Annotated in this window: 18 protein-coding genes and 3 tRNA genes; 17 read left to right on the top strand and 4 right to left on the bottom strand. The window is 58.2% G+C overall.

Annotated features, from left to right (window positions below; genetic code table 11):
• Positions 1-3 precede the first annotated feature (3 nt).
• The 4 genes from RQ593_RS05615 (at position 4) to RQ593_RS05600 (ending at position 3,433) form a co-directional block, all read left to right on the top strand.
• Positions 4-756, top strand: a complete 753-nt coding sequence (locus tag RQ593_RS05615; protein ID WP_311450045.1) for an ATP-binding cassette domain-containing protein — start codon at positions 4-6, stop codon at positions 754-756.
• A gap of 239 nt (positions 757-995) precedes the next feature.
• Complete coding sequence (locus tag RQ593_RS05610; RefSeq protein WP_257604973.1) at positions 996-1,202, top strand: hypothetical protein; 207 nt, start codon at positions 996-998, stop codon at positions 1,200-1,202.
• A 161-nt stretch (positions 1,203-1,363) separates the two neighbouring features.
• Complete coding sequence (locus tag RQ593_RS05605) at positions 1,364-1,753, top strand: DUF2218 domain-containing protein (RefSeq protein ID WP_311450044.1); 390 nt, start codon at positions 1,364-1,366, stop codon at positions 1,751-1,753.
• Positions 1,754-2,029: 276 nt separating this feature from the next.
• Complete coding sequence (locus RQ593_RS05600; RefSeq protein WP_311450043.1) at positions 2,030-3,433, top strand: FAD-dependent oxidoreductase; 1,404 nt, start codon at positions 2,030-2,032, stop codon at positions 3,431-3,433.
• A gap of 368 nt (positions 3,434-3,801) precedes the next feature.
• On the opposite strand, the gene RQ593_RS05595 is transcribed toward RQ593_RS05600, so the two are convergent.
• Entirely contained in the window at positions 3,802-4,383 is a 582-nt protein-coding gene (locus RQ593_RS05595) for a hypothetical protein (RefSeq protein WP_005507238.1), read from the bottom strand.
• Between the two features lie 938 nt (positions 4,384-5,321).
• Between RQ593_RS05595 and RQ593_RS05590 the strand changes: the two genes are divergently transcribed.
• From RQ593_RS05590 to RQ593_RS05560, 7 genes are all read left to right on the top strand, one after another.
• Positions 5,322-5,394, top strand: a tRNA-Glu gene (locus tag RQ593_RS05590).
• A 68-nt stretch (positions 5,395-5,462) separates the two neighbouring features.
• A tRNA-Asp gene (locus RQ593_RS05585) sits at positions 5,463-5,536 on the top strand.
• Between the two features lie 73 nt (positions 5,537-5,609).
• Positions 5,610-5,682 (top strand) — tRNA-Phe (locus tag RQ593_RS05580).
• Positions 5,683-5,930: 248 nt separating this feature from the next.
• Positions 5,931-6,860: an ATP-binding cassette domain-containing protein gene (locus RQ593_RS05575; RefSeq protein ID WP_311450042.1), complete on the top strand. Its 930-nt coding sequence runs from the start codon at positions 5,931-5,933 to the stop codon at positions 6,858-6,860.
• Positions 6,857-7,636, top strand: a complete 780-nt coding sequence (locus RQ593_RS05570; RefSeq protein ID WP_311450041.1) for an ABC transporter permease subunit — start codon at positions 6,857-6,859, stop codon at positions 7,634-7,636. The genes RQ593_RS05575 and RQ593_RS05570 overlap by 4 nt, the downstream gene beginning before the upstream one ends.
• 3 nt (positions 7,637-7,639) lie before the next feature.
• Positions 7,640-8,338 carry an ABC transporter permease gene (locus tag RQ593_RS05565; protein WP_311450040.1) on the top strand — a complete coding sequence of 233 codons (699 nt, stop codon included), beginning with the start codon at positions 7,640-7,642 and terminating at the stop codon, positions 8,336-8,338.
• Positions 8,339-8,343: 5 nt separating this feature from the next.
• Positions 8,344-9,324 (top strand): ABC transporter substrate-binding protein, encoded by a 981-nt coding sequence (locus RQ593_RS05560; RefSeq protein WP_311450051.1) that lies wholly within the window; start codon positions 8,344-8,346, stop codon positions 9,322-9,324.
• A gap of 144 nt (positions 9,325-9,468) precedes the next feature.
• Here RQ593_RS05560 and RQ593_RS05555 read toward each other — a convergent pair whose 3' ends face one another.
• A complete protein-coding gene (locus RQ593_RS05555) occupies positions 9,469-11,316 on the bottom strand; it encodes an alpha,alpha-phosphotrehalase (RefSeq protein ID WP_311450039.1) in 1,848 nt (615 codons plus the stop codon).
• A 427-nt stretch (positions 11,317-11,743) separates the two neighbouring features.
• On the opposite strand from RQ593_RS05555, the gene ilvD reads away from it, so the two are divergent.
• Together ilvD and RQ593_RS05545 are read left to right on the top strand one after the other, a co-directional pair.
• Entirely contained in the window at positions 11,744-13,588 is a 1,845-nt protein-coding gene (ilvD, locus tag RQ593_RS05550; protein WP_311450038.1) for a dihydroxy-acid dehydratase, read from the top strand.
• Positions 13,589-13,853: 265 nt separating this feature from the next.
• The gene (locus RQ593_RS05545) at positions 13,854-14,888 is read left to right on the top strand and encodes a 2-oxoglutarate dehydrogenase (protein WP_311450037.1); all 1,035 of its coding nucleotides are present in this window, start codon (positions 13,854-13,856) and stop codon (positions 14,886-14,888) included.
• Between the two features lie 114 nt (positions 14,889-15,002).
• On the opposite strand, the gene RQ593_RS05540 is transcribed toward RQ593_RS05545, so the two are convergent.
• Positions 15,003-15,281, bottom strand: coding sequence for a putative quinol monooxygenase (locus RQ593_RS05540; protein WP_005509231.1), 279 nt, complete (start codon positions 15,279-15,281; stop codon positions 15,003-15,005).
• A gap of 294 nt (positions 15,282-15,575) precedes the next feature.
• Between RQ593_RS05540 and RQ593_RS05535 the strand changes: the two genes are divergently transcribed.
• Both RQ593_RS05535 and RQ593_RS05530 read left to right on the top strand, forming a co-directional pair.
• On the top strand, positions 15,576-16,772 hold the full coding sequence (locus tag RQ593_RS05535; protein WP_311450036.1) for an RNase H family protein: 1,197 nt from the start codon (positions 15,576-15,578) through the stop codon (positions 16,770-16,772).
• Between the two features lie 252 nt (positions 16,773-17,024).
• Entirely contained in the window at positions 17,025-18,125 is a 1,101-nt protein-coding gene (locus tag RQ593_RS05530) for an ElyC/SanA/YdcF family protein (RefSeq protein ID WP_311450035.1), read from the top strand.
• A 115-nt stretch (positions 18,126-18,240) separates the two neighbouring features.
• Here the strand turns inward: RQ593_RS05530 and cls are convergent, their stop codons facing one another.
• Positions 18,241-19,719 (bottom strand): cardiolipin synthase, encoded by a 1,479-nt coding sequence (cls, locus tag RQ593_RS05525; RefSeq protein ID WP_049340251.1) that lies wholly within the window; start codon positions 19,717-19,719, stop codon positions 18,241-18,243.
• A gap of 113 nt (positions 19,720-19,832) precedes the next feature.
• Here cls and RQ593_RS05520 point away from each other — a divergent pair, with 113 nt between their 5' ends.
• Together RQ593_RS05520 and RQ593_RS05515 are read left to right on the top strand one after the other, a co-directional pair.
• Positions 19,833-20,504, top strand: a complete 672-nt coding sequence (locus RQ593_RS05520; RefSeq protein ID WP_230457276.1) for a TetR/AcrR family transcriptional regulator — start codon at positions 19,833-19,835, stop codon at positions 20,502-20,504.
• A gap of 132 nt (positions 20,505-20,636) precedes the next feature.
• Entirely contained in the window at positions 20,637-22,379 is a 1,743-nt protein-coding gene (locus tag RQ593_RS05515; protein ID WP_311450034.1) for an MDR family MFS transporter, read from the top strand.
• The last annotated feature ends 463 nt before the right edge of the window (positions 22,380-22,842 follow it).

Here is a 22,842-nt window from a genome sequence, read left to right as displayed (position 1 = left end):
TGAATGATGAGGAATACTGTTTATCCCTCTTCTAGTAATGGGGAACATCCTGAGGTAACTATCGCCTCCCGCAATATTGTGGTGTATGCGCAGGGGCAGCCCATTCTCCAGAGTCCCCACTTTGAGGCATATGCGGGGGAATTAACTGGAATTGTGGGTCCGAGCGGATGCGGTAAAACGACGCTTTTGAATGTGTTGGGTCTGCTGATGCCGCCTCATGCGGGTGAGGTTGTTATTGGGGGCCGGCATATGGAACGTGCTCGTGAGAAGGAGCGTCTGGCGTTCTGGGCTGATGAAGCTTCCTTCGTTTTTCAGGATTACGGAATTATTGAGGAATGGAGCGTTATCGAGAATATTCTGCTTGATCGTAAGACCTTTGGTCGTGCTCGAATTACGGATGAGAGCCGCGAGCTTCTGAGCGTCATTGGTCTTGAAGGGAAGGAACGTACTTCGGCTGCCCTGCTGAGTGGTGGTGAGAAGCAGAGGGTAGGTATCGCTCGGGCAATCCACAAGGGTGTGCGCTACATTTTTGCGGATGAGCCGACGGCAAGTCTCGATGCTGAGAACCGGGCATTGGTTGTTGAGTTGTTGAGCTCTGCTGCTCGGCGTGGAGCCACAGTTATTGTGGCGACTCACGATGCAGATATGATGACCGCCTGCGATAGGCTATGCCGTCTTGAAGCCCCTACCAGAATCCCTGATTTGGGGCTAGCGGATGTGAACGTAAATTCTCATCGGAAGGAGAAAGAATCATGACGACCAGGAGCCCCCTAGCTCGTGAAGAGTATGATCGTGTGCCGGAAAATTCAGGAAGCGATGCTCCTCAAAAGAATGGATCGCGGCATCTGCCGCGAAAAGTGGTGGGCGTTCTAGTATCTTGCGTGGTGTTTGTTGGTGCTCTGCTGGGCTTGTACTGGGGCGGGGCTTTTGAGCCATGGCTGAATGAGTATTCGACCACTACACCAGCCTGTGCAACAGCTTCTTCACCGGAGGATGTGCAGCAAGCTCTCGCGCGGACTGAAGAGCTTAATGCTATTCGTTCGGCTGCGAAGAATGTTGAGTTCTCCCAGACTCTTCTGTGCGATGGGCAGAAGGCTGTTTTGACGATTACGTATACTGACCGGTCGGATTTTAAGCGTCTGAACGATGCTGTGACTTCGGCTCACCTGGGTGCTGCTGCTGAGATTAAGCTCAAGAGGTAGGCGCGTAACGAACGGTTGTTTATCGCCCCTGCGCGAACAACGATGACATATTAAGTTAGTGAACCCTAAGTTCCTGCTATATTCGAGGTGAAACAACGCGTCGCCGGATGCAGGGTTCAGTGTGGTGAGCCTTTTTCGGCATAGATGAGAAGGAGTCCGCCGTGACTGAAACTCCCCAGGAAAACACTGCTACCCCCGCTGAAAACCAGTCTGCTGAGAATTACCCCGCCGCAGAATCCCTGCCGGTACGCCAGCGCGCCATCGTAGCAACCGACCGCCCCGCCCGCTACATCAAGCAGCTCGGCTCGCACATGGGCCGCAAACTTGGCACCGCAGAACTGCCCGACGGCCTGCGCCTCACCTTCAACCGCGACGGCATCTTCCGCGGCTACGGTGACCTGCGCGCAACCGACGGCGCACTCATCATGGAGGTGCGCGCCGAAAACGACGAGTTGGCTGCTGGTCTGGCGGATGTGCTGGACCGCCACCTGGTCCGCTTCGGTGAACGCGAGGAGCTGGTTGTAACCTTTGAGGCGGTACCCGCCTCCTAGTCCCTGCTTTCTAGTCTTCGTTACCCTGCCCCACCCTCCTGCATCTCGGAGGGCGGGGCAGTTTTTATGCCCGCCGCGTGCGCAGGGTTCCGGAACCGGCCGCGCCACCCCGCCCGGATTAGGTGACAGAAAATTGTCCTATTTAGTGGGCGAAGACATATAAGCCCCCGAACACCCGTCAATCCCCGGTAAAATAGGCAAGAAGTGAACACTAAGCTCACCGCCTGTTCGCGCCGCACCGGGCGCCCCGCGGTGAACTTCGAAAGGAAGATTTTCGTGTCTGAAGCAGCACGCCCCCTGCGCGTCGCCGTTATTGGTGCAGGTCCCGCCGGTATTTACACCGCCGACATCCTCACCAAGTCTGAAGAGGTCCGCACCGGCGCCGTCGAGGTCGCCATCGACATCTTCGACCGCTACCCCGCCCCCTTCGGCCTGATCCGCTACGGTGTGGCACCGGATCACCCCCGTATTAAGGGCATCATCACCGCACTGCACAAGGTTCTGGACCGCGGTGACATCCGTTTCTTCGGCAACGTCGAATACGGCAAGGACCTGACCCTCGCCGACCTGCGCGAACACTACGACGCCATTATCTTCGCAACCGGCGCGATTTTCGATGCACCCCTGAACATTGAGGGCATCGACCTGGACGGCTCCTACGGCGCAGCAGACTTCGTCTCCTGGTACGACGGTCACCCCGACTACCCCCGCACCTGGCCGCTCGAAGCTGAGCAGGTTGCAGTGCTCGGTAACGGCAACGTCGCCCTGGACGTCTCCCGCATCCTCTCCAAGCACGCTGACGACCTGCTCGTCACCGAAATCCCCGACAACGTCTACGAGGGCCTGAAGGCTTCCCCCGTGACCGACGTGCACGTCTTCGGTCGCCGCGGCCCCGCACAGATGAAGTTCACCCCGCTCGAGCTGCGCGAACTCGCACACTCCCGCGACGTGGACATCGTCCTGTACGAAGAGGACTTCCAGTTCGACGAGGCTTCCGAGGAAGCAATGGAGAAGAACGCCCAGACCAAGGTCATGATGAAGACCCTGCGCGGCTGGCTGGAAGACCAGAAGAACAACGAGCAGACCGCATCCCGCCGCCTGCACCTGCACTTCCTGCAGTCCCCGCACGAGATTCTCGGTGAGGACGGCAAGGTTGTGGGTCTGCGCATGGAGCGCAACAAGCTCGACGGCAACGGCGGCATCATCGGCACCGGCGAGTACGTGGACTACCCCGTACAGGCTGTCTACCGTGCAATCGGTTACTTCGGTTCCGAACTGCCCGAAATCGGTTACGACGACAAGCGCGGCGTCATCACCAACGTTGAGGGTCGCGTCGTGGACGAGAACGGCGAGGTCGTTCCCGGCCTGTACGCATCCGGTTGGATTAAGCGCGGCCCCGTCGGCCTGATTGGCTCCACCAAGTCTGACGCACTCGAGACCATCACCCACCTGCTCGAGGACCGCGAGAACCTCTACACCGCACCCGAGCCGGAGGCAGAGGCATTCAGCGCCTACCTGGACTCCAAGGGCATCAAGTACACCACCTGGGAAGGCTGGCACCGCCTGGACGACCACGAGAAGGCACTGGGCGCCGCATCCAAGGATGCAGCCGGTGAGCCTCGCGCCCGTGTGAAGGTTGTGGACCGCGACGAGATGATTAACGTCTCCCGCGGCGAGTAATCCTTACGTTGAGTACGTAGAGTATAGAAATCGACCCCGTACCGTGAACCGGTGCGGGGTCGATTTTTGTCTATATATAAGGAGGTAATAAGAAGTAGGGGAGTAGCGGGGGAGGAAGCTCAAGAAGCGCTCGCCCGGAAGAGCCGTCGAAAGAGCGGTTAAAGAAACCCACCCCGCACCATGAGGTCATGCGGGGTGGGCTGGGTAGGCGCCGAAGACACTCGAGGACATACCCTCCGGCTACCCGGACGCGCAGCGAGCCCATGCAGTGACTCCACGTGCGGCGCATCCCTTTAACGGGGTCTAGAAAGCTAAAGAAACACCAAGATTAGCTCTCTAAACAAGCGCATAGCCGTACGGTGTGTAGACTATGCACACTTTTTGAGGACGTCCTCAATGCCCAAAATGGCCTTGAGTACGGTTTCAGTTTCAGTACCCAGCTTCTTGCGGGCTTCACCAGAAATGACGGCCTTCACGATGTTCTTGAAGGTCTTCCACTGCTTGAAGGCGTTAACGAGTGCCTTAATAAGCTTGTAAATGGCGATGCCCAGCTGAATGACAAACTTTGCAATACTGACAACGCAGGCAATAACACCAACGGGGGAGAGCGCTGCGTGGGCGCGTCCATCAGACTTACGAACAGCGGCCTTAGCGCTTGCAATCTGACGGCCTGCGTCAGTGCCCTGGACGGTGGTCAGGTTGCCCAGTGCGCTCTCAATGCCGCTATTAACGCGGTTGGAGGATCCAGGCTTCGCATACTTCAAACGGGCAGGTACCTGCTCTAGGCGGCGCAGAATCAGCTTGAGCTGCTGGTCGGCAGTCATTGCCTTCTGCGGGTGCGCCATCTGCTGTGCCTGCGCTGCGGGTGCAGCTGCACAGCCGAGAGCGATGGTTGCGGTGCCTACGCCGAGTGCACGGAATGCCGTGCGGCGATTCATCGTTGCGGACACTGGATCCCCCTTTGGATCTCTATGCGGTTTATCGGTGCTGTAATGTGCGGTGACTTTACGTCTGGGGCTCCGGAAGTGGCCCCGTGCAAGGTCCGGAAGTGACCTCACGCCCTCTATAGTACGGTGCTCAAAGAGGGGGCTTCAAGCTATTTCAGGGGGTATTTTCAGCTGGCTTTCATCTCTCCTTGTCAATCGCTAGAGGTTTATCAAATCTTTATATTTCTGCGTCGTCATAATTGCGTAGATATCTGCACTGAGAGAAAAATAAGCGTCTGACAAGCCGGTTTATTGTATTCCCAAGAGTGAATATTTGCATCTACGTGCATTCTGGCCTGTAGTTGCTTTGCGCGGCACATTTTTGAGGGCTCCGGGGGTGCTGGGGTGAACCCTCTAGAGAGGTGTTGCTGTGCACTCTCTTGCAGATATTTGCACCCAGGGTAGCGTCTTGCCTGCATGTCCTATATAAGCGCGTAGAAAGTTGTCGAAAATTTTTTGGAGATATTGTGGAGTTTTTTGGCCGCTGCGATGCGCATAAGAGGGGTGTATAAGAGATGTGAAGGTGGGTTTTTGGAATTCTTGCGGGACTGATGCCGGCATCTTCGAAACAAAATTTCGGAGGAGTTTGTAGAAAATCTGTAGAAATGGAGGTAGCGAAAAAGTCTTTCTCTGGGCTCCTGTAGGTACCCAAACGTGTCTAAAAACCTTCCAAAAGCCTCTGATATGGGGTGTTGTGAAGAAATTTTAAAATTTTTTGAAGTTTTTCTGAATCCTCATTGACAAGCTTAAACACATATGTGCCAGGCTATAAATGGTCGAAAATGGGGGTCAAAATCGGGCAAAATCGAACAAAACGGTTTGCACGCCTCCGCAAACCTGTCATAGACTAGTGGAGGTTCGAACGACGGGATGAAGAAAACGGAACCTGTTCGATCGACTAGGCCCCCATCGTCTAGCGGCCTAGGACGCCGCCCTTTCACGGCGGTAGCACGGGTTCAAATCCCGTTGGGGGTACTTGCAAATCTCACGATTTGCAAAGCCAAGTTAGATGATATAGAGTTTACTTCTGTTGATTCCAACAAGGCCCCGTAGCGCAGTTGGTTAGCGCGCCGCCCTGTCACGGCGGAGGTCGCGGGTTCAAGTCCCGTCGGGGTCGCTCTGGCCGCGTAAGTTCAGATGATTATTCATCCGAAGACGCGGTCATTGCGTATCTAAAAGTAAATACGCAAGGCTCTGTAGCTCAGTTGGTAGAGCGTACGACTGAAAATCGTAAGGTCACCGGATCGACGCCGGTCGGAGCCACGAAATCCGCCTCCAGGCTTCTACAGTGGGGCGGGTTTTGTTTTTAAAAACTTTAGGGCTGCAGATACTGCAACCCGTCAAAAAGGCGGTATCTTAGGAATAAAACCCCGAGGTGCCGCCTTTTTATATACGGTCTATGTACAGAACAGGTACACCACACTCACTGTAGAAACGCCCAGCAGGAAGCTACTCGATAATTTCTGCTCAAAGAGCGCATACAACGGGTTGCAGAAAGGATTACCGCACCCATGACTGCCCAGAATTTCAGTACACAGCCTCCGGAGAGCTCACCCCAGATTCCGTGGGCAAAAAATGCTGCAGTCAGTGCTCAGGCGGGCGGAATCCGCTTCGAGAACATCACCAAGAGCTACTCGAGCCGAACCGGTGAACCCACCACGGTGTTGCAGAACCTGAACCTGCACATTCCCGCCGGTCAGATTACCGTGTTCGTCGGCCCCTCCGGATGCGGTAAAACCACTAGTCTGCGCATGATTAATCGCATGGTGGAGCCCAATAGCGGCACCATCACCATTGACGGCGTGAACGTGCACGAGAAGAACCCCTACGAGCTGCGCCGCGGCATTGGCTACGTGATGCAGCAGGGCGGACTCATGCCGCACCGCACCGTCGCGCAGAATATTGCCACCGTACCGCGCCTGCTCGGCGCCTCCCGCAAGGAGGCGCAGGCGCGTGCCCTCGAACTGCTCGAAGTGGTCGGTCTGGATTCTTCGTACGCGAAGCGCTACCCCTCCCAGCTTTCGGGTGGTCAGGTGCAGCGCGTTGGTGTGGCGCGTGCTCTCGCCGCCGATGCGCCCGTCCTGCTCATGGATGAGCCGTTCTCCGCGGTGGACCCGGTGGTGCGTACCGACCTGCAGAAAGAGCTGCTGCGCCTACAGGGGCAACTCGCCAAGACGATCGTGTTCGTCACTCACGACATTGATGAGGCGCTCCTGCTCGGCGATACAATCGCCGTCTTCGCGGAGGGTGGTCGCCTCGCCCAGTTCGGCACTCCCGAAGAGATTCTCTACAGCCCCGCCGATGATTTCGTGCGCTCCTTCGTGAGCCGCTCCGTTGCCGGTCTGCTGGATGAGAAGACGATGCGCCAAGCGCGTGCACGCCGACTTGCCACCTCCCGAGAAGCACAGAATGGTGCGGCAGAAGGCGAGAAAAGCGAATGAGTCTTCTAGAAAATAGTGTGATCGCGGTACCACCTCTCGCCGCGCAGTCCCTAGTGGCATCACCCCTCGCAGCAAGCGATATGCACTGGGAGTGGGTCGCCACCAACAGCCAGCGCATCCTCGAGCTGACCCTCAGCCACCTCTACCAGGGCATCGTGCCCGTCACGATTGGTGCTCTCGTCGCGCTACCGGTCGCCTACTACGCGAGCCGTCGCCGCGACCGCGGTTCCGAACGCCGCATCGGTGCGCGAACCCTCATGCACCTCTCCTCGCTACTGTACACCATCCCCTCAATCGCACTGTTCGTGCTGATGCCGCTTATTCTGGGAACCTCCATTATTTCCCCGCTGAACGTGCTCGTCGCCCTGAGCGTCTACTCCTTCTCGCTCATGGTGCGCTCCGGTGTGGATGCCTTCGACTCCGTACCCGATAGCGTGCACGAATCTGCACGCGCCCTCGGATACACGCCCCGACAGGCGCTGATGGAGCTCTACCTGCCCCTCGCTACGCCCGTCATTATGGCGGGAATCCGCGTGGCAACCGTGGCAAATATTGCGATGGTATCCGTGGGTGCCCTCATCGGTGTGCCCTCGCTCGGTACGCTTTTCACCGACGGACTCGCGCGCAATATCCCTTCGGAAATCCTGGCTGGCGTAATCCTTAGCCTGCTGCTGGCACTGGTCCTCGACCTGCTCCTTATCCTTCTGACGAGGGCACTTACGCCCTGGCTGGCGGCTACGGTTGCAAACCGCCGCAACCCCGAAAGGAAGGTATAAACCGTGAACGTCATAGAACGAACCTTCGCCTACCTCCTGGACGGTGCCAACTGGCAGGGAAGCGGCGGAATCCTCGTGCGCCTGCTCGAACACCTAAGCGTCACCGCCCTCGCCACCGTCTGCGCGGCACTCATCGTCGTGCCCCTCGGCCTCTGGGCTGGACACCACCGACCCTCCGACGGCGCTAATCGCCGCCGCAGCAACCTGCTCATGAGCGCCGTAGCCGCCACCCGCGCGCTACCCGCGCTCGGTCTGCTCACCATCCTGGCGCTCTGGCTGGGCGTCTCAACCCTGCCCGCCCTCATCGTGCTCATTATTATTGCGGCGGCACCTCTGCTCGCCGGAGTTCTTGAAGGCCTCGCCGCCGTACCGGAAGACCTCGTGGATGCAGCCCGCGCCCAAGGCCTGACCGAATGGCAGATCCTGACCCGACTCGAAATCCCGCTCGCCGCCAACATGATGCTCGGCGGGCTCCGCTCCGCCCTCGTGCAGGTCATCGCAACCGCGACCATCGTCGCCTACCTCAGCGGCGGAACCCTCGGCAGGTACCTCTTCGACGGGCTTGCCGTGCGTGACTACCCGCGCATGCTCGTCGCAACCCTGCTCGTGGCGCTTCTCGCCTTCGCCGTGGACGCGCTCATGGGCTTCGTGCAGCGTGCGCTCACCCCCGCGGGACTCACCATCAACCGGAAGAAGGTATGAACCCGATGAATCAGACGCCTCAAACCTTCACGCGCCGCACTGTACCGCCCCGCGCCGTATCTCGTCGCACTGCCCTCACCGCCGCCGGAGCGCTCGGCATAGCGGGTATTCTCAGCGCCTGCGGGCTCAGCGGTGACAAAGTTTTCAGCGGCGAACACGAAGGAATCATCGTCGGCTCAGCAGCCTTCGCCGAATCCCAAATCCTCGCCGAAATCTACGCCGGAGCCCTCGCCCGGGCGGGATTCAATGCCCGCACCCAGCTGAGCATCGGCGCCCGCGAGGCGTACCTGGGGGCACTCGCCTCCGGTGCGGTGGACGTTATCCCGGACTACTCCGGCAACCTGCTACTTTACCTAGACCCGAAGGCTACAGCTAACACTGCGCAGGAGATTCTGCAGGCGCTACCCGCCGCCCTCGGCACCCTTACCACGGGTGGCTCCGGGGCTGAAATCCGCGCCCTGAACGCCTCCGAGGCGGAGGATAAGGACTCGCTCGTCGTTACCGCCCAGACCGCTCAGAAATACGGTCTGCGAAGCCTTGAAGACCTCGCCTCCCGCTGTACGAATCTGAAGCTCGGCGCGGCCCCGGAGTTTGCCGAGCGCGCCTACGGCATCCCGGGCCTGAAAGAGAAGTACGGATGCGTCCCCGCCGAGTTCGTGCCCCTCTCGGACGGTGGTGGCGCGCTGACCGTCAAAGCCCTGCTCGATGACACCGTGCAGGTGGTTGACCTCTACTCGACCACGCCCGCGATAGAGCAGAATCAGCTGGTGGTGCTGGAGGATCCGAAGAATATGATTCTGGCTCAGCAGGTGTTGCCCATTATCAATACGTCGCGAGTTCCCGACTCTGCGGCGGAGGTTCTGAACCGTGTCTCGGCGAAGCTGACCACCGCCGATTTGCGCACTTTGAATGACCGCGTTTCGGGTACCTCTAAGCAGGAGCCCGCGCAGGCGGCGGCTGCCTGGTTGAACGAGCGCGGCTTCTAAGAATCTGCCTGGCAATCCCCATAAATTCCTTTATAGGAATGGGCATAAACAAAACCGACCTGGGAATATTCTAGAAATAGAATATTGCCAGGTCGGTTTATATCACCTCGTCCCACACGTCAGGGGAGAGGCATACAGTAGCTTTTAGCCCTCAATCAGCAACGCCAAAGCCTCGTAGGGGCGCAGGCTCAGGGTCACCGTTTCGGCAGAATCCGCCGCAGCAGAATCAGACACGGTGGAATCGACCGCAATGGAATCCACCGCAGAATTCTTGTAATTACACACCAGCACGCGACCGGAACGAACGAACTCAGCCGGAACCTCAACCTCGGTCGGCTCACCGTAGAAGTTCGTCAGCACCAGCAGGCGCTGCGCCGGGCGGGTACCATCAGCGGGCAGCTCACGCAGGTACGCAAACACCCGCTCGTGATCCAACGCGTAGGGTGCGTACGAACCCGCAGAGATGACCGGGTACCGCTTACGCAGGGCAATCAGGTTGCGGTAGTAGGGCAGAATCACGCCGTCGCGTTCCTCATCCTCCACCGAAATACCGGCACCGGTCGCCGCATCACGCACCGGGGCGGGAGCCAGCCACGGCGACGTGGAACCAAAACCGGCAGTCGCCGGATCCGCGGTCCACTGCATCGGCACACGCGAATTATCGCGAGCCTTCGACGCCACGATCTCCAGGGCCTGCTGCTCGCTCAGACCGCGCTCACGCAGCATCGCGTAGGCGTTGTGCACCTCCACATCCACGTATTGCTCGATCGAGGAGTAGACCGGGTCAATCATGCCGATTTCCTCGCCCTGGTACACGTACGGGGTGCCGCGCAGCAGGTGAATCACGGTCGCCAGCATGGTCGCCGACTCGGCACGGTAACGCTCAACGTCACCAAAACGGTTCAGTGCGCGCGGCTGATCGTGGTTATTCCAGAACAGTGCATTCCAGCCGCCGCCTGCCTGCATGCCCAGCGCCCAATCGTTCAGAATCTGCTTCAGCTCGGCAAAACGGAACGGCACCTTTGACCACTTCTCACCGTTCTCGTAATCCACCTTCAGGTGGTGGAAGCTGAACACCATATCCAGCTCGTGGTTTGCCGGGTTGGAGTAGCCCACGCAGTTTTCGATGCTGGTTGAAGACATTTCGCCCACGGTCACGGTGTCATCATACTGACCGAAGGAGGCGCGGTTCAGCTGCTGAATGCGGGTGTGCACAATCGGGGTGTCGGTGTATTGTTCCTTGTCCACGGTGCCTTCGGGGGCGTCGAGTAGCTCTTCACCCTTGCCGATGACGTTAATGACGTCGAAACGGAAGCCTCGCACGCCCTTCTCGTACCAGAAGTTCACGACCTTAAACAGTTCGTCACGCACAACAGGGTTGTACCAGTTCACATCCGCCTGGGTGCGGTCGTACAGGTGCATGTAGAACAGGGGAGTGCCGTGCTCATCCGTGTACTCGCCAAAGCGGGACCAGCAGGAGCCGCCGAACTTCGACTCCCAGTTGGTCGGTTCGCGCAGCTGACCATCCTCGGCGTATTTACCGGGGCGAATGTAGAAGTAATCCCAGTACTCGCGCTCACCGGCGAGCGCACGCTGGAACCACTCGTGCTCGGTCGAAACATGGTTGAGCACCATATCGAACATGACGCCCACACCGTGCTTGGCGAGGGCAGCAATCATCTCTTCGACGTCCTCCATGGTGCCCAGGTCGGGGTTGATGGCGTAGTAGTCGGAGATGTCGTAGCCGTTGTCGTTCTGCGGGGAGGCGAAGAACGGGTTGAACCACACCATGTCCACGCCCAGGGAAGCAATGTAGGGAACCTTCTCGATGACGCCGCGCAGGTCGCCGTAGGCGCCACCGGCCGAAGAGTAGAAGGACTTGGGGTACACCTGGTAGATGACGGAGGACGCGAAGTCCTTGCCGCCTGCCGGGGTGGTTGCCGGGCTGGTCGCTGGGGTGAGGGTGAGCGATGCGGTGGGTGCCTGTGTCATGGAAACCTTCTGAATCGTATGCAGGGTTCAGTGCGTATAAATCTGCGTATAAATCAGTGTGTTGGAAACGAACCGCGCTGGTGCTATGTATGGTGCTACGTGTGCTGCTACGTGTGCACAGCGAGGCCCGTACGCGGCAGACACAGCAGCCCGCCGCCTCCCGGTGCGTTCGCCGACTGAATATCGCCGCCCGCAGCCTGGGCTCATTCCAGATTAGGGGGCATAATGGGGTGATGTCCCCCATCTACCCCGAAGGGGGCAATTCTGCCGCAGATCCGGCACAATCCCCGTGGCCTCAACCCTCCCACCGATAGGCGGTTGCAGGCTCGTGCGCGTTTCGATGCATGAAACCAAAGTGACCCTGAGCTGAGAAGCGTTGGACGCCGCGCGTAAAATCAGTACTTGCATCACTACGGAAGGTAAAACAATGCCAGAACTGCGTTCACGTACTTCAACTCACGGCCGTAACATGGCTGGTGCCCGCGCCCTGTGGCGTGCCACCGGCATGGGCGATGATGATTTCGGCAAGCCCATTATTGCTATCGCGAACTCTTTCACCCAGTTCGTGCCCGGCCATGTGCATCTGAAGAATATGGGTGAACTGGTCGCCGGCGCGATTCGAGAGGCTGGCGGCGTTGCCAAGGAATTTAACACCATCGCCGTTGATGACGGTATCGCGATGGGCCACGACGGTATGCTCTACTCGCTGCCTTCCCGCGATCTGATTGCTGACTCGGTTGAGTACATGGTCAACGCGCACCGTGCTGACGCGCTGGTCTGCATCTCTAACTGTGACAAGATCACCCCCGGTATGCTTCTGGCGGCTATGCGCCTGAACATCCCCACTATCTTTGTGTCCGGTGGCCCGATGGAGTCCGGCGAGGGCATTGAGGGCGTTGTTGAGCACCGCCTCGACCTGATTGACGCCATGGTGATGGCTGTTAACGACAGCGTCAGCGATGAGGCGCTCGCTCAGGTTGAGAAGAACGCCTGCCCGACCTGTGGCTCGTGTGCGGGTATGTTCACCGCGAACTCCATGAACTGCCTGAATGAGGCGATTGGTCTGGCGCTGCCCGGTAACGGCACCACCCTGGCTACTCAGGTTGCTCGTAAGGAGCTGTTCCTGGATGCTGGCCGCCGCATCGTTGAGCTGGCTAAGCGCTACTACGAGCAGGATGACGAGTCGGTTCTGCCTCGCTCCATTGCGACCAAGGAGGCGTTCGAGAACGCTATGGCGCTGGATGTGGCGATGGGCGGTTCGACCAACACCGTGCTGCACACCCTGGCGATTGCTCACGAGGCGGGCGCTGACTTTACCCTGAAGGATATTGACCGCATTTCGCGTCAGGTTCCCTGCCTGGCGAAGGTCGCCCCGAACTCCACCAAGTACCACATTGAGCACGTGCACCGTGCCGGTGGTATTCCTGCCCTGCTGGGTGAGCTGAACCGTGCCGGCCTGCTGCACAAGAACGTTCATTCTGTTCACGCTGACTCGCTGGACGAGTGGCTGGACGAGTGGGATATCCGCGGCGGCAAGGCGAGCGAGAAGGCGAAGGAACTGTTCCTGGCAGCTCCCGGCGGCGTGCGCACCACCCACGCGTTCTCCACCGCCAACAAGTACGAGTCCCACGAGACTGATGCTGAGAACGGCTGCATCCGTGCCGTGGAGCACGCGTACACCAAGGACGGTGGCCTGGCGGTCCTGTACGGCAACATCGCCCAGGACGGCGCAATCATCAAGTCCGCAGGTATTGATGAGGAGCTGTTCCACTTCAAGGGTCGCGCTTTCGTGGTTGAGTCGCAGGACGAGGCTGTGTACGAGATCCTGTCGAAGAACGTCAAGGAGGGCGACGTCGTCGTCATCCAATACGAGGGTCCGAAGGGCGGCCCGGGTATGCAGGAGATGCTGTACCCGACCTCCTACCTGAAGGGTCTGGGCCTCGGTAAGAAGTGTGCACTGATTACTGACGGTCGTTTCTCCGGCGGTACTTCGGGTATTTCGATCGGTCACGTCTCCCCGGAGGCGGCTGCTGGCGGCGCTATCGGCCTGGTGCAGACCGGCGACGAGATTGAGATTGACGTGAACAACCGCATCCTGCGTGTGAACGTTTCGGATGAGGAGCTGGCTGCTCGCCGCGAGGCGAAGGGCGCTGCACCGTGGCGTCCGACCAAGCCGCGTGAACGTCAGGTGTCGAACGCCCTGAAGGTGTACGGCATGCTGGCTGCTTCGGCTGATAAGGGCGGCGTGCGCATCCTGCCCGAGGACGCATAAACCCCTCACGTATTTTCTGAGAATTTAATATTCTTGCCCTGTGGGCTGGCGCCCCGTTCCGCGGTTTTTCTGCGGGACGGGGCGCTGTTCTTTATCCGCGTCTTTGCCTGCGTCTCTGTCTACTGTCGTGGGATACCCGGTGCGGCGTATTGCCTTGTCAGTGGTGTTGCAGTAGGGTGTAAGGAGGTATTTAGGTACCCGATTCACCGACTCAGCACAACCACTCAAACACAACGCAATTCGCAACCCTCACGAGGACGCATTCATGGTTACCCTGCCCGCGCGCGCACAGCGTGCCTTTACTCGTCGTGCCCTGACGGCTCTTGCCTGCATCGGTGCACTCGCTTTGAGTTCTTGCTCTGCTCAGCCGCAGGCTGATGAGTCTGAAACCGCCCCGATGAAGGTGGCGACTTCTTCTGCGCCCGTTGACGCGAAGACCCTGTTCCACGCGGCGGACGGCTCCTGGAAGCCGAATACTGTCCAGATTTCTGCCGGTCTGGATGCGCCGGCAACTTTTGATGCTGTAGCAACCCCCACCGATGAGCCGAGCACCGACGCCGAGTACGAGGCAGCTTACGCCACCGCGAGCGGCTCCGCGAACACCATTGATGCGGGTACCCGTTGCGGCGTGACCAGCCTGCTGGGTGGTTCCGCCGGTATCTACGTGTACGACGGTTCGGATTGCGCGAAGGCTCAGGAGGCGGTGCGCCTCTTCAACAGCCGCAAGAACCAGGACGGTTCGGCGAGCGTGGAGTGGTACCAGTGCGCTACGAAGGTGCAGGGCCGCGAGTACATTACGGGTGCCTGCTTCACTCAGGGCGGTAGCGCTGAGAAGCCTCGCCTGGCGTTGATTCCGGCGCAGACCCGCATGCTCTCGGGCGTGCTGACTTTTGCTGAAGCGTACGGCGGCGGCACGTTCGGTCAGGGTGATTCGGCAAAGACCGTTGAGGCGCTGCGTTTCACCAGCCCGGATTCTAAGGTCGTGTGCTCGGTGACCCCGTCGGGTGTGGACTGCCAGGCGCTGGTGGGTGTGACCCTGGAGGGTTGGGATGCCGCATCCGGTAAGGCGCAGCAGCGCGTGCACATGGTGCAGGGTCAGGCGCCCGAGGTGAGCCTGGTCGGTCAGACCGCCACCCCGGAGCCGGTGAACACCGAGGGTATTACTGCGCTGCCTGCCGGTCAGGTGGTGACCGCGTACGGTTACACCTGCAAGTCGGTGAACACCGGTAAGGTGCATTGCGTGAGCGCGACGAATGGTTTCACGCTTGATTCGGTGGAGGTTGGCGTAGAGCGCCGCTAAACAGGGCGCGCCGCTAGTGGCCGCGCTCGCCTCCAGGGCTGATATACGAATATACGAAGGTGCCCGGCACCCCTCACTTAGGGGGTGCCGGGCACCTTCGGTATTTAACGTCGTTTAGCGGAAGTTGACGATGCGAACGTCCAGCTCGGAGGAGAGCAGCGGCTCCCATGCGGCGACAGCCTTCTGGAAGTGCTCGGTGCCCATGTGCTTTTCGAGCAGTGCCTGGGATTCCCAACGCTCGATGAATGCGAAGTCGGTGTCGGAGACGGCACCGAAGTCGTAGCTGACGTTGCCTTCGTCCTGGCGGCTTGCGGTCACGAGCGGTTCGATGGTCTTGAGGAATTCTTCGACGTGCTCGGGCTTGACGGATACTCCGGCGTAAACACCAATCATGGGGCTCTCCTTATCGGATGGTGCGGCGGTTGCCGCGTCGTATATGACTCTTTTACCGTACACCTTCCCCCGGGCCCGAGTGAGGTATGCGCGGGGGTTTCTCGCGCTGTGTTCTCACGCTGGGTTTTGTGTTGTGGTGGCGGGGGAGAGGATTTTCGGCTGACCCATTCGCTAACTGTAAAAAAGGTGTTTTATATTTGCGTGCCCCTTTCTTTTCGACCTATAAAAGAATGAGGACGATACACCGCATGAATGGAAGGAGAAGCGGTATGGCACGCATGGGGGGTGACACTCATGGGATTTTCACCGGCGCACATCAAACGATGCACCCTGACCTGGGAGGCGCCCGACTATAGCGCCTCGTACCCTGCCGGGTACACGGATCAGGGTGTTGCTGTGATTGCGGTGGCTCAGGAGCATCGTAAGGCGCAGGGTTTTTGCTATTCAGCCTTGTCGACGGTGGTTTTTGTTTCTAAGCAGGACGGCACCCGCACTGTGGTGAATGAGGAGCCGATGCTTTTCACTCACGTTCATTCCCTGATGGAGTGCTGTGATGAGGTGCATCCGCGTCTGCTGGGTCGTGCCGTGCTTTCTGCGTGGGATGTGGTTCCTGAGCAGTACCGTCAGAACCTGGTGACGATTGCTGCTGACCGTAAGAATTTGAAGCATCTTTTCCGTGATTGCGACCAGTTGAAGGGGATTATGGAGTACCGCGCCTTTGAGAAGGTGCTGGACCCGTACGATAACCATTCTTTGGGTGAAGTGCATGTGAAGCTTGCTGGCACGCCCGCGTATGAGCGGATGCAGGCTGAGGTGTGTGCGGCACGTACCGCCGTGGATGAGATGGTGGAGGAGGCACTGACCCCTCGACCGCTGGATCAGCTGCAGGACTATAGCGTTTTCACGGATTGTTCGTTCCGTTCGACTCACAATAAGAAGTATCAGCGTGGCGGCCGTATGGGTATCGCCGGCGTGAGTGAGGACGGCTTCTATTTTCATGCCCACTATGATGGCGTGAACATTATGACCGGTGAGCTGTCTGCGATGTTAGCGGCTTATACAGTGTTCCATAGCGGTTCGCGCCGCCTGATTATTCATACGGATTCTTTGGGTGCGTTGACGTTTGTGTTGCGTTTGGCGCATAGCCGTTGGGCTTTTGAGACGTGGGTTTCTGAGGGTATTCAGGATGAGCGCGTGGTGGCTCAGATGCGTGCTTTGACGGAGGCTATCCGCGAGAAGCGTGTGCTGGTGAAGCATGTTCCGGGTCATACGGGCCACGGTTTGCAGGAGAGTAGCGACTCTGTGTCGAAGATGCATCGCCATTTTCCGGGGCAGATTGTGGATAAGCGTCATCAGAGCGAGTTTAATCAGCGTTGCGAGTCGATTATTACTGCTTTGTCGGGTTGTGCGAAGGCTGTTCGCCTGCTTGCGCCGGAGTGGTTGCAGATTAAACCTTCTTCAATCCACACGGGAAACCGTTTATGGCGCTAAACTAGTCCAGGGTAGAAATGAACGCGCGATACATTCGCTGCATACGAAGGTATGCGATGTCGGAGGTGTCGCGTGTTTCTTTTTGCCTTTTTCGCCCTTTTGGCGGCTGTGTGTTTCTGCCGGCGCTTATACCTGCGCTTCTACCCAAAGCAGGTTTAGGGTGGTGGGGATAGAGGCGGGATAGAATTGTGTGAAGAATTTTCGATTCTCCCGATTTTTAGCGGGCACACACTTATTTTTTGGGACCCTTATATGTCTTTTCTTCCTCCTCCCGACTCGTCTCCCTTTAATCCGCTGGTGGTGCTGTATGCCCTGACGGCGCTGTGCCTTCTCGGCTTTATTGGCCTCTACCTGCGGGAACGCCGTAGTGTGTTTGTCGGCTGGTTGCTGATTGCGACCGTGGGGTTGCTGGGTACGAGCCTGGGCGTAACGGCGATTGTGGCAGAAAACCAGATTTTGCTGGTGTTGGCGTTCTTCATTGTTATCGTTCCGGCGATCCTTTCGATTTTTACGCCTTTGGGTTTGACCGGTCTTTTCCTTTATAGCGGTGTGCGTCTTATTGTTCGTGAGGGTTTTTCGCTCACTAATTCTTTGGCATTAGCTGCCGGTATTGCCCTTATTGTGGGTCCGTTCTTTGTTCCCGGTCCGGCGGAGAACACTCCGTTGGGCGGCGTGTGGGGCACTATTTATTTCTATTTTTCGCTGGTGCTGACCTATTTCACCATCTACGCGGTGGGCTTTACTGTGTCGGCAGTGTTGAACCTGGTGAATTTCCGTCAGCAGGCTGACTATGTGGTGGTGCTCGGTTCGGGCCTCATTGGTGACCAGGTGACTCCGCTGCTGGCGGGTCGTATCGATCGAGGCATTGAAATTTACCGTAAGAACCCCGGCTCGAAGCTGATTATGTCTGGCGGTCAGGGCGCGGATGAAGAGGTGCCCGAGGGTGTGGCGATGACTCGCTACGCTATATCCCGTGGTATTCCCGAGGCGGACATTATTGTGGAGGACCGCGCGGTGAACACCCGCGAGAATCTGCTCTTCTCTTACGCCCTGATGCCGGAGGTTGCCGAGGGCAAAACCCCGAAAGTTGCTGTGGCAACAACCAGCTACCACCTGTTCCGTGCGTTGCTGCTGGCGCGTTCGCTGGGCCTGAAATGCTGGGGCGCGGGGGCTCGTACGAAGGTGTATTTTGCGGTGAATGCTTTTATCCGTGAGTTTATTGGGTATTTGAGCATGACTCGCCGCCGCCACATCATTACTTTGAGCCTGTGCACGGTCCTCTACATTGCGGTGGCGCTCTTCGTGTGGTGGATGCATTCTGCCGGTTTGGTGGGCCCGGGCGAACCGATGTAGCCCCTGGTCTGCTCTAATACGTATCCGTGCTCTAGCTTGTAGCCCGGTGCATCCTGCGATAGCGCCTCATGCAATAAAATTGCCCACCCGGGGTTATCCGGGTGGGCAGTTTTATTTAGAGGAGCGATGACCACAGTCGGCAGAGGTTCTCCACCATCTTGATGCGGCGCGGGCGCTCCGCCCACTGGGTGTACAGCAGCTCGGTGCAGACCTGCTCGTATTCGGCGCATACTTCATCCAGCATCGCGACCATGCCGCGGTCAATGACGAACGTTGACACTTCCATGTTCAGTGAGAAGGAACGCGGGTCCATATTGGACGAGCCAATGAACGTAATTTCGTCGTCGACCATCATGAACTTGGAGTGCAACACGGTCGGGCTGGGGTACTGCAGAATACGCACACCCGCCTGCAGCAGCTGCTCGTAGTAGGAACGCTGCGCCATGTTCGGCAGGAACTGGTCGCCCTTCTCGCACACAATCACGGTGGTTTCAATACCGGAGTAGGCGGCGTTCGTGAGTGCCTGCAGTAGGGTCTCTTCGGGCACGAAGTAGGGCGAGCAGATGGTAATACGCCGCTCGGCGTTGTAGATCAGGTAGTTAATGAGGCGCAGGTTGTTTTCGGTTTCAAAACCGGGGCCGGAGGGCACAACCTGGGCGCGCATCCCATCCTTGTAGTAGGGGATATTGGTGTTAATTTCTGCCAGGATCAGCTGGTTCGTTTCGGAGTACCAGTCGGAGACGAAAACGGCGTTGAGCTCTTCAACGATGGGGCCGGTGCAGGAGAAGGTCAGGTCCTTCCACTCCAAGCCCTTCTTAATGTTTTCGGGCATGTCGTAGGAGCGGTGAATAGCGTTCTGCGAACCGGAGAACGCGACGCGTCCGTCCACGACGAGGACCTTGCGGTGGTTACGCAGGTCGGGTCGCTGCCACTTGAGTTTCCACGGTTTGAGCGGCAGCATGAGGCGCCACTGCATACCCGAGTCGTTGAGCATTTTCACGAGTTTCTTATAGGACGGGTATTTGCGGGAGCCGATGTGGTCGAGGAGTACGCGCACCTGTACACCGCGTTCGTGGGCTGCGAAGAGGGCGTCCCAGAGGACTGCGCTCGCCTCGTCGTAGGCGGTGATGTAGAACTCGAAGTGCACGTATTTGGTGGCGCGGTCGACTTCTTCCGCCATGGCGACCATTGCCTCGTGGTTGTCGGTGTGGAGGGTGAATTGGTTGCCGCCGACCAGGGGGAGTGAGCCCAGGGTGTAGTTGAGCTGGCTGGCTGCCTTTGCGGGGTCGGAGAGGTCGTCGGTGCGGGTGAGGAAGGGCTTGTTCTCGCTGACTTCGCGGATCAAGTCGTTCATGGCGTGTTGGCGTGCGCGGCGGTAGGCGGGCAGGCGCGAGGAGCCGAAGACGAGGAATGCGATGAACCCTACGAAGGGGATGAAGAAGATGGCCATGAGCCAGCCCAGGGCAACCACGGGTTTGCGGTTGTAGGGGAGCCAACAGAGGGCTGCGAGTCGGATGAGGATATCGGCGATGCCGAGTGCGAGGCGTAGCCAGTCTGGCAGGAAATCGAGATAGGCGGGGGCAAACAAGTTCATCCCTCTATTATGCCGATGTTTTGTGTGGGGCTGGAGCTTAGCTGGCTATGCTGTGGGCCTTAACGCCAAAAATGCACTTGAGCATTGTGTGCAGTGATGAAATAATTGCAGTTATGCAGAAAAAGGAACAGAGCCTTCGCGAACGCCGCCGCGAACAAACCTGGACGGCAATCCACGAAGCAGCCCTCAAACGCGTCCGCGAACACGGGATGCGCGGAACCACCGTTGAAGAAATCGCCCAGGAGGCGGGCGTCTCCCCGCGTACCTTCTTCAACTACTTCCCCTCTAAAGAGGATGCCGTCCTGGGTCTGCGCGAACCGGTGGTCAGCGAGGAAATCCTCGAAACAGACCGTGCCCACGAGGATGACAACACGATCATTCGTGTAACCCACCTTCTCTGGGAGGTCATTTTCCAGAGCTTCCACTACGCCAAGGGCAAGGACCCTCGAGCTCCCTATCAGGAGTTCCCCGAGTCCGCGAAACGAATGAAGATGCACTACATGAAGTGCGAACAGGTGCTCACCGAGTACCTGAACACCATCGACTGGGTGGCTTTTGATGCTGCTGGTCGCCGCGGCCCCTTCCCGCGCCGAAACCCGGCTGACCCGCTGACCGATCACTTCCGCGAGCGATCGCGCGCAAAGGTCCAGCTTGCCTCCGCGGTGCTTCGTCAGCTGGAGTTTGCCCGCGACCTGGAAGACAAAGAGGATATCGCCCGCCATATCCGCCAGACGGTGAAGACCTTCCAGTTCCTGCTTTTTGAGCAGAACCGACCGGCAATCTAGCGGCGGTTCACTGCTACAAATGACAAAAGCCCGCCGGAAACCGAATCGGAGGCCCCGAATCGAGGTAACCGAATCCAGAGCCCGGCGGATACTCACAACAGACATATATAGAACGTAACTAAGGATTAAACGATGAGTACAGAGGAAAAGAATCTACCTCAGCCGCCAGCCGGTGAGGCTAAGCAGGAAAGTAAAAACCGCATCCGCGCCATGTTCCTGGGCCTGGTCATTGTGATGCTCATGTCCTCGCTGAACCAGACGATTCTGGCGCCGTCGCTGCCCACGATCGTTGGTGAGCTTCACGGCGTGGAGCACATGAGCTGGGTGATTACCATTTTCATCCTGCTTTCGACGATTACGATGCCGGTCTACGGCAAGCTTTCTGACCAGTTCGGACGCAAGCCCTTCCTGATTTTTGCGATTGTTGCTTTCATGGCGGGTTCGATTGTTGGTGCGCTCGCTCAGGACATGAACTGGCTGATTTTTGCTCGCGCCCTGCAGGGTCTGGGTGGTGGTGGCCTGATGATTCTTTCTCAGGCGGTGATTGCTGATGTGATTCCTCCCCGCGACCGAGGCCGCTACATGGGTATTATCGGTGGCGTTTTCGCGTTCTCGTCGGTGGCTGGTCCGCTGATTGGTGGTTGGATTACTGAGGGCCCGGGTTGGCGTTGGGCGTTCTGGCTGAACCTGCCGCTGGCTATTCTGTCGATTCTCGCGGTGATTTTCTTGCTACCGCACCGCCCGTTCCGTAATCGTGAGAAGCACAGTATCGACTACCTTGGTTCGCTGATTCTGATGGCGGGTACGAGCGCGCTCGTGCTTGCCACGATTTGGGGCGGCAACCAGTACGAGTGGACCTCGCCGCAGATTATTGGTCTGCTGATTTTCTCGGTGGTTGCTGCGCTGGTGTTCATCCCGGTGGAGAACCGTGCGGCTGAGCCGATTATGCCCATGTACCTGTTCAAGAACCGTAACTTCCTGCTGACTCTGGGTGCTTCGCTGGCGCTGGGTGTGGCGATGTTTGGTGCGGTGGAGTACATCCCGACCTATCTGCAGATGGCGCTGGGTGTGAGTGCTACGGTGGCTGGTCTGCTGATGATTCCGATGATGGGCGTCATGCTGGTGGTGTCGATTGTGACGGGCCGCCTGGTGTCGAAGACTGGCCGCTATAAGGGCTATGTGACGACCGGTACCGCAATTGTGGCGTTGGGCCTGTTCCTGCTGTCGACCGTGACTGTTGAGACTCCGACCTGGCTGTTCTGTATTTACCTTGCGGTGATGGGTGCCGGTCTGGGTATGTCCATGCAGTTCTTGACTCTGATTGTTCAGAATGCGTTTCCTGTGACTGTTGTGGGTACTGCGACGGCTGCGAATAACTTCTTCCGTCAGGTGGGTGCTACTGTGGGTGCCTCGCTGGTGGGTGGTCTGTTTACCTCGCGTCTGACGTCGCTGATTTCTGAGCGTATGCCGCAGCAGGCGCTGCAGTCTTCGGGTAGCCATGCGTCTTCGTCTCTGACTCCTGAGCTGGTGGCGTCTTTGCCGGAGCCGGTGCACGGCATCATTGTGAATGCGTATAACGATGCGCTGATTCCGCTGTTCCTGTACCTGGTGCCGCTGGGCCTGGTGTCTACGCTGCTTCTGTTCTTCATTCGTGAGGATGCGCTGGCGACGACCCTGGAGACTGAGCCGGCTGTTGATATTGCCCGTGCGGCGACCGGTGCGATTCCGGTGATTACTCCGGAGATGGCGGCGAAGGATGCGCAGGCTCTGAAGAGCATGCAGGGTCCTAACCGCAGGACGATTGCTGAGTCAGTGAGCTCGGATGCTTCGCATGAGGCGGGCTCTTCGGAGGATGGCGGCTCCTCGCGTTCCTAGAACGAGGGATAACGAAAAGGTGCGCGCCGGAGGCGTTGCCTTCCTATATAAGCGGCGCCCCGGTGCGAGTCGTGTGCTCGTGCCGGGGCGCCGCTTTTGGCTGAGTTGCCTTAACCAGTGCGCTTAAGAGGTGTGCCTTAGTGCTTGGTTTAGGGGTTGGAAGTGTTGGTTTAGTCCCTTAAATAGTGGGTTTACGTGGTGTTTTGCCCCATTAAAGCGCTTATCGAAAAGGTTATTACGTCCCTATGTCGAGAGAATTGTTTCCGATGTAAAATTTTCGTAAAAATTGTTAATCCGCCCCTTTTCCCCGGTATTCCGGGGCATTTTTTTACCCAGCTCCCTTTTAGCTTGCATACAGGCTGTTCTAAGGGGTGAAAGTGCCCAATGTGGGTTTGGTGGAAGTGTTACAGGCTATATAAGATAAAATACATATGCTCCTAGTGACAGTCATCACGAAGCAGTG

This window comes from uncultured Rothia sp. (assembly GCF_963507905.1).
GTDB lineage: Bacteria > Actinomycetota > Actinomycetes > Actinomycetales > Micrococcaceae > Rothia.
The sequence above is the reverse complement of the archived record's forward strand: the minus strand, read 5'-3'. Positions and strand labels throughout refer to the sequence as shown.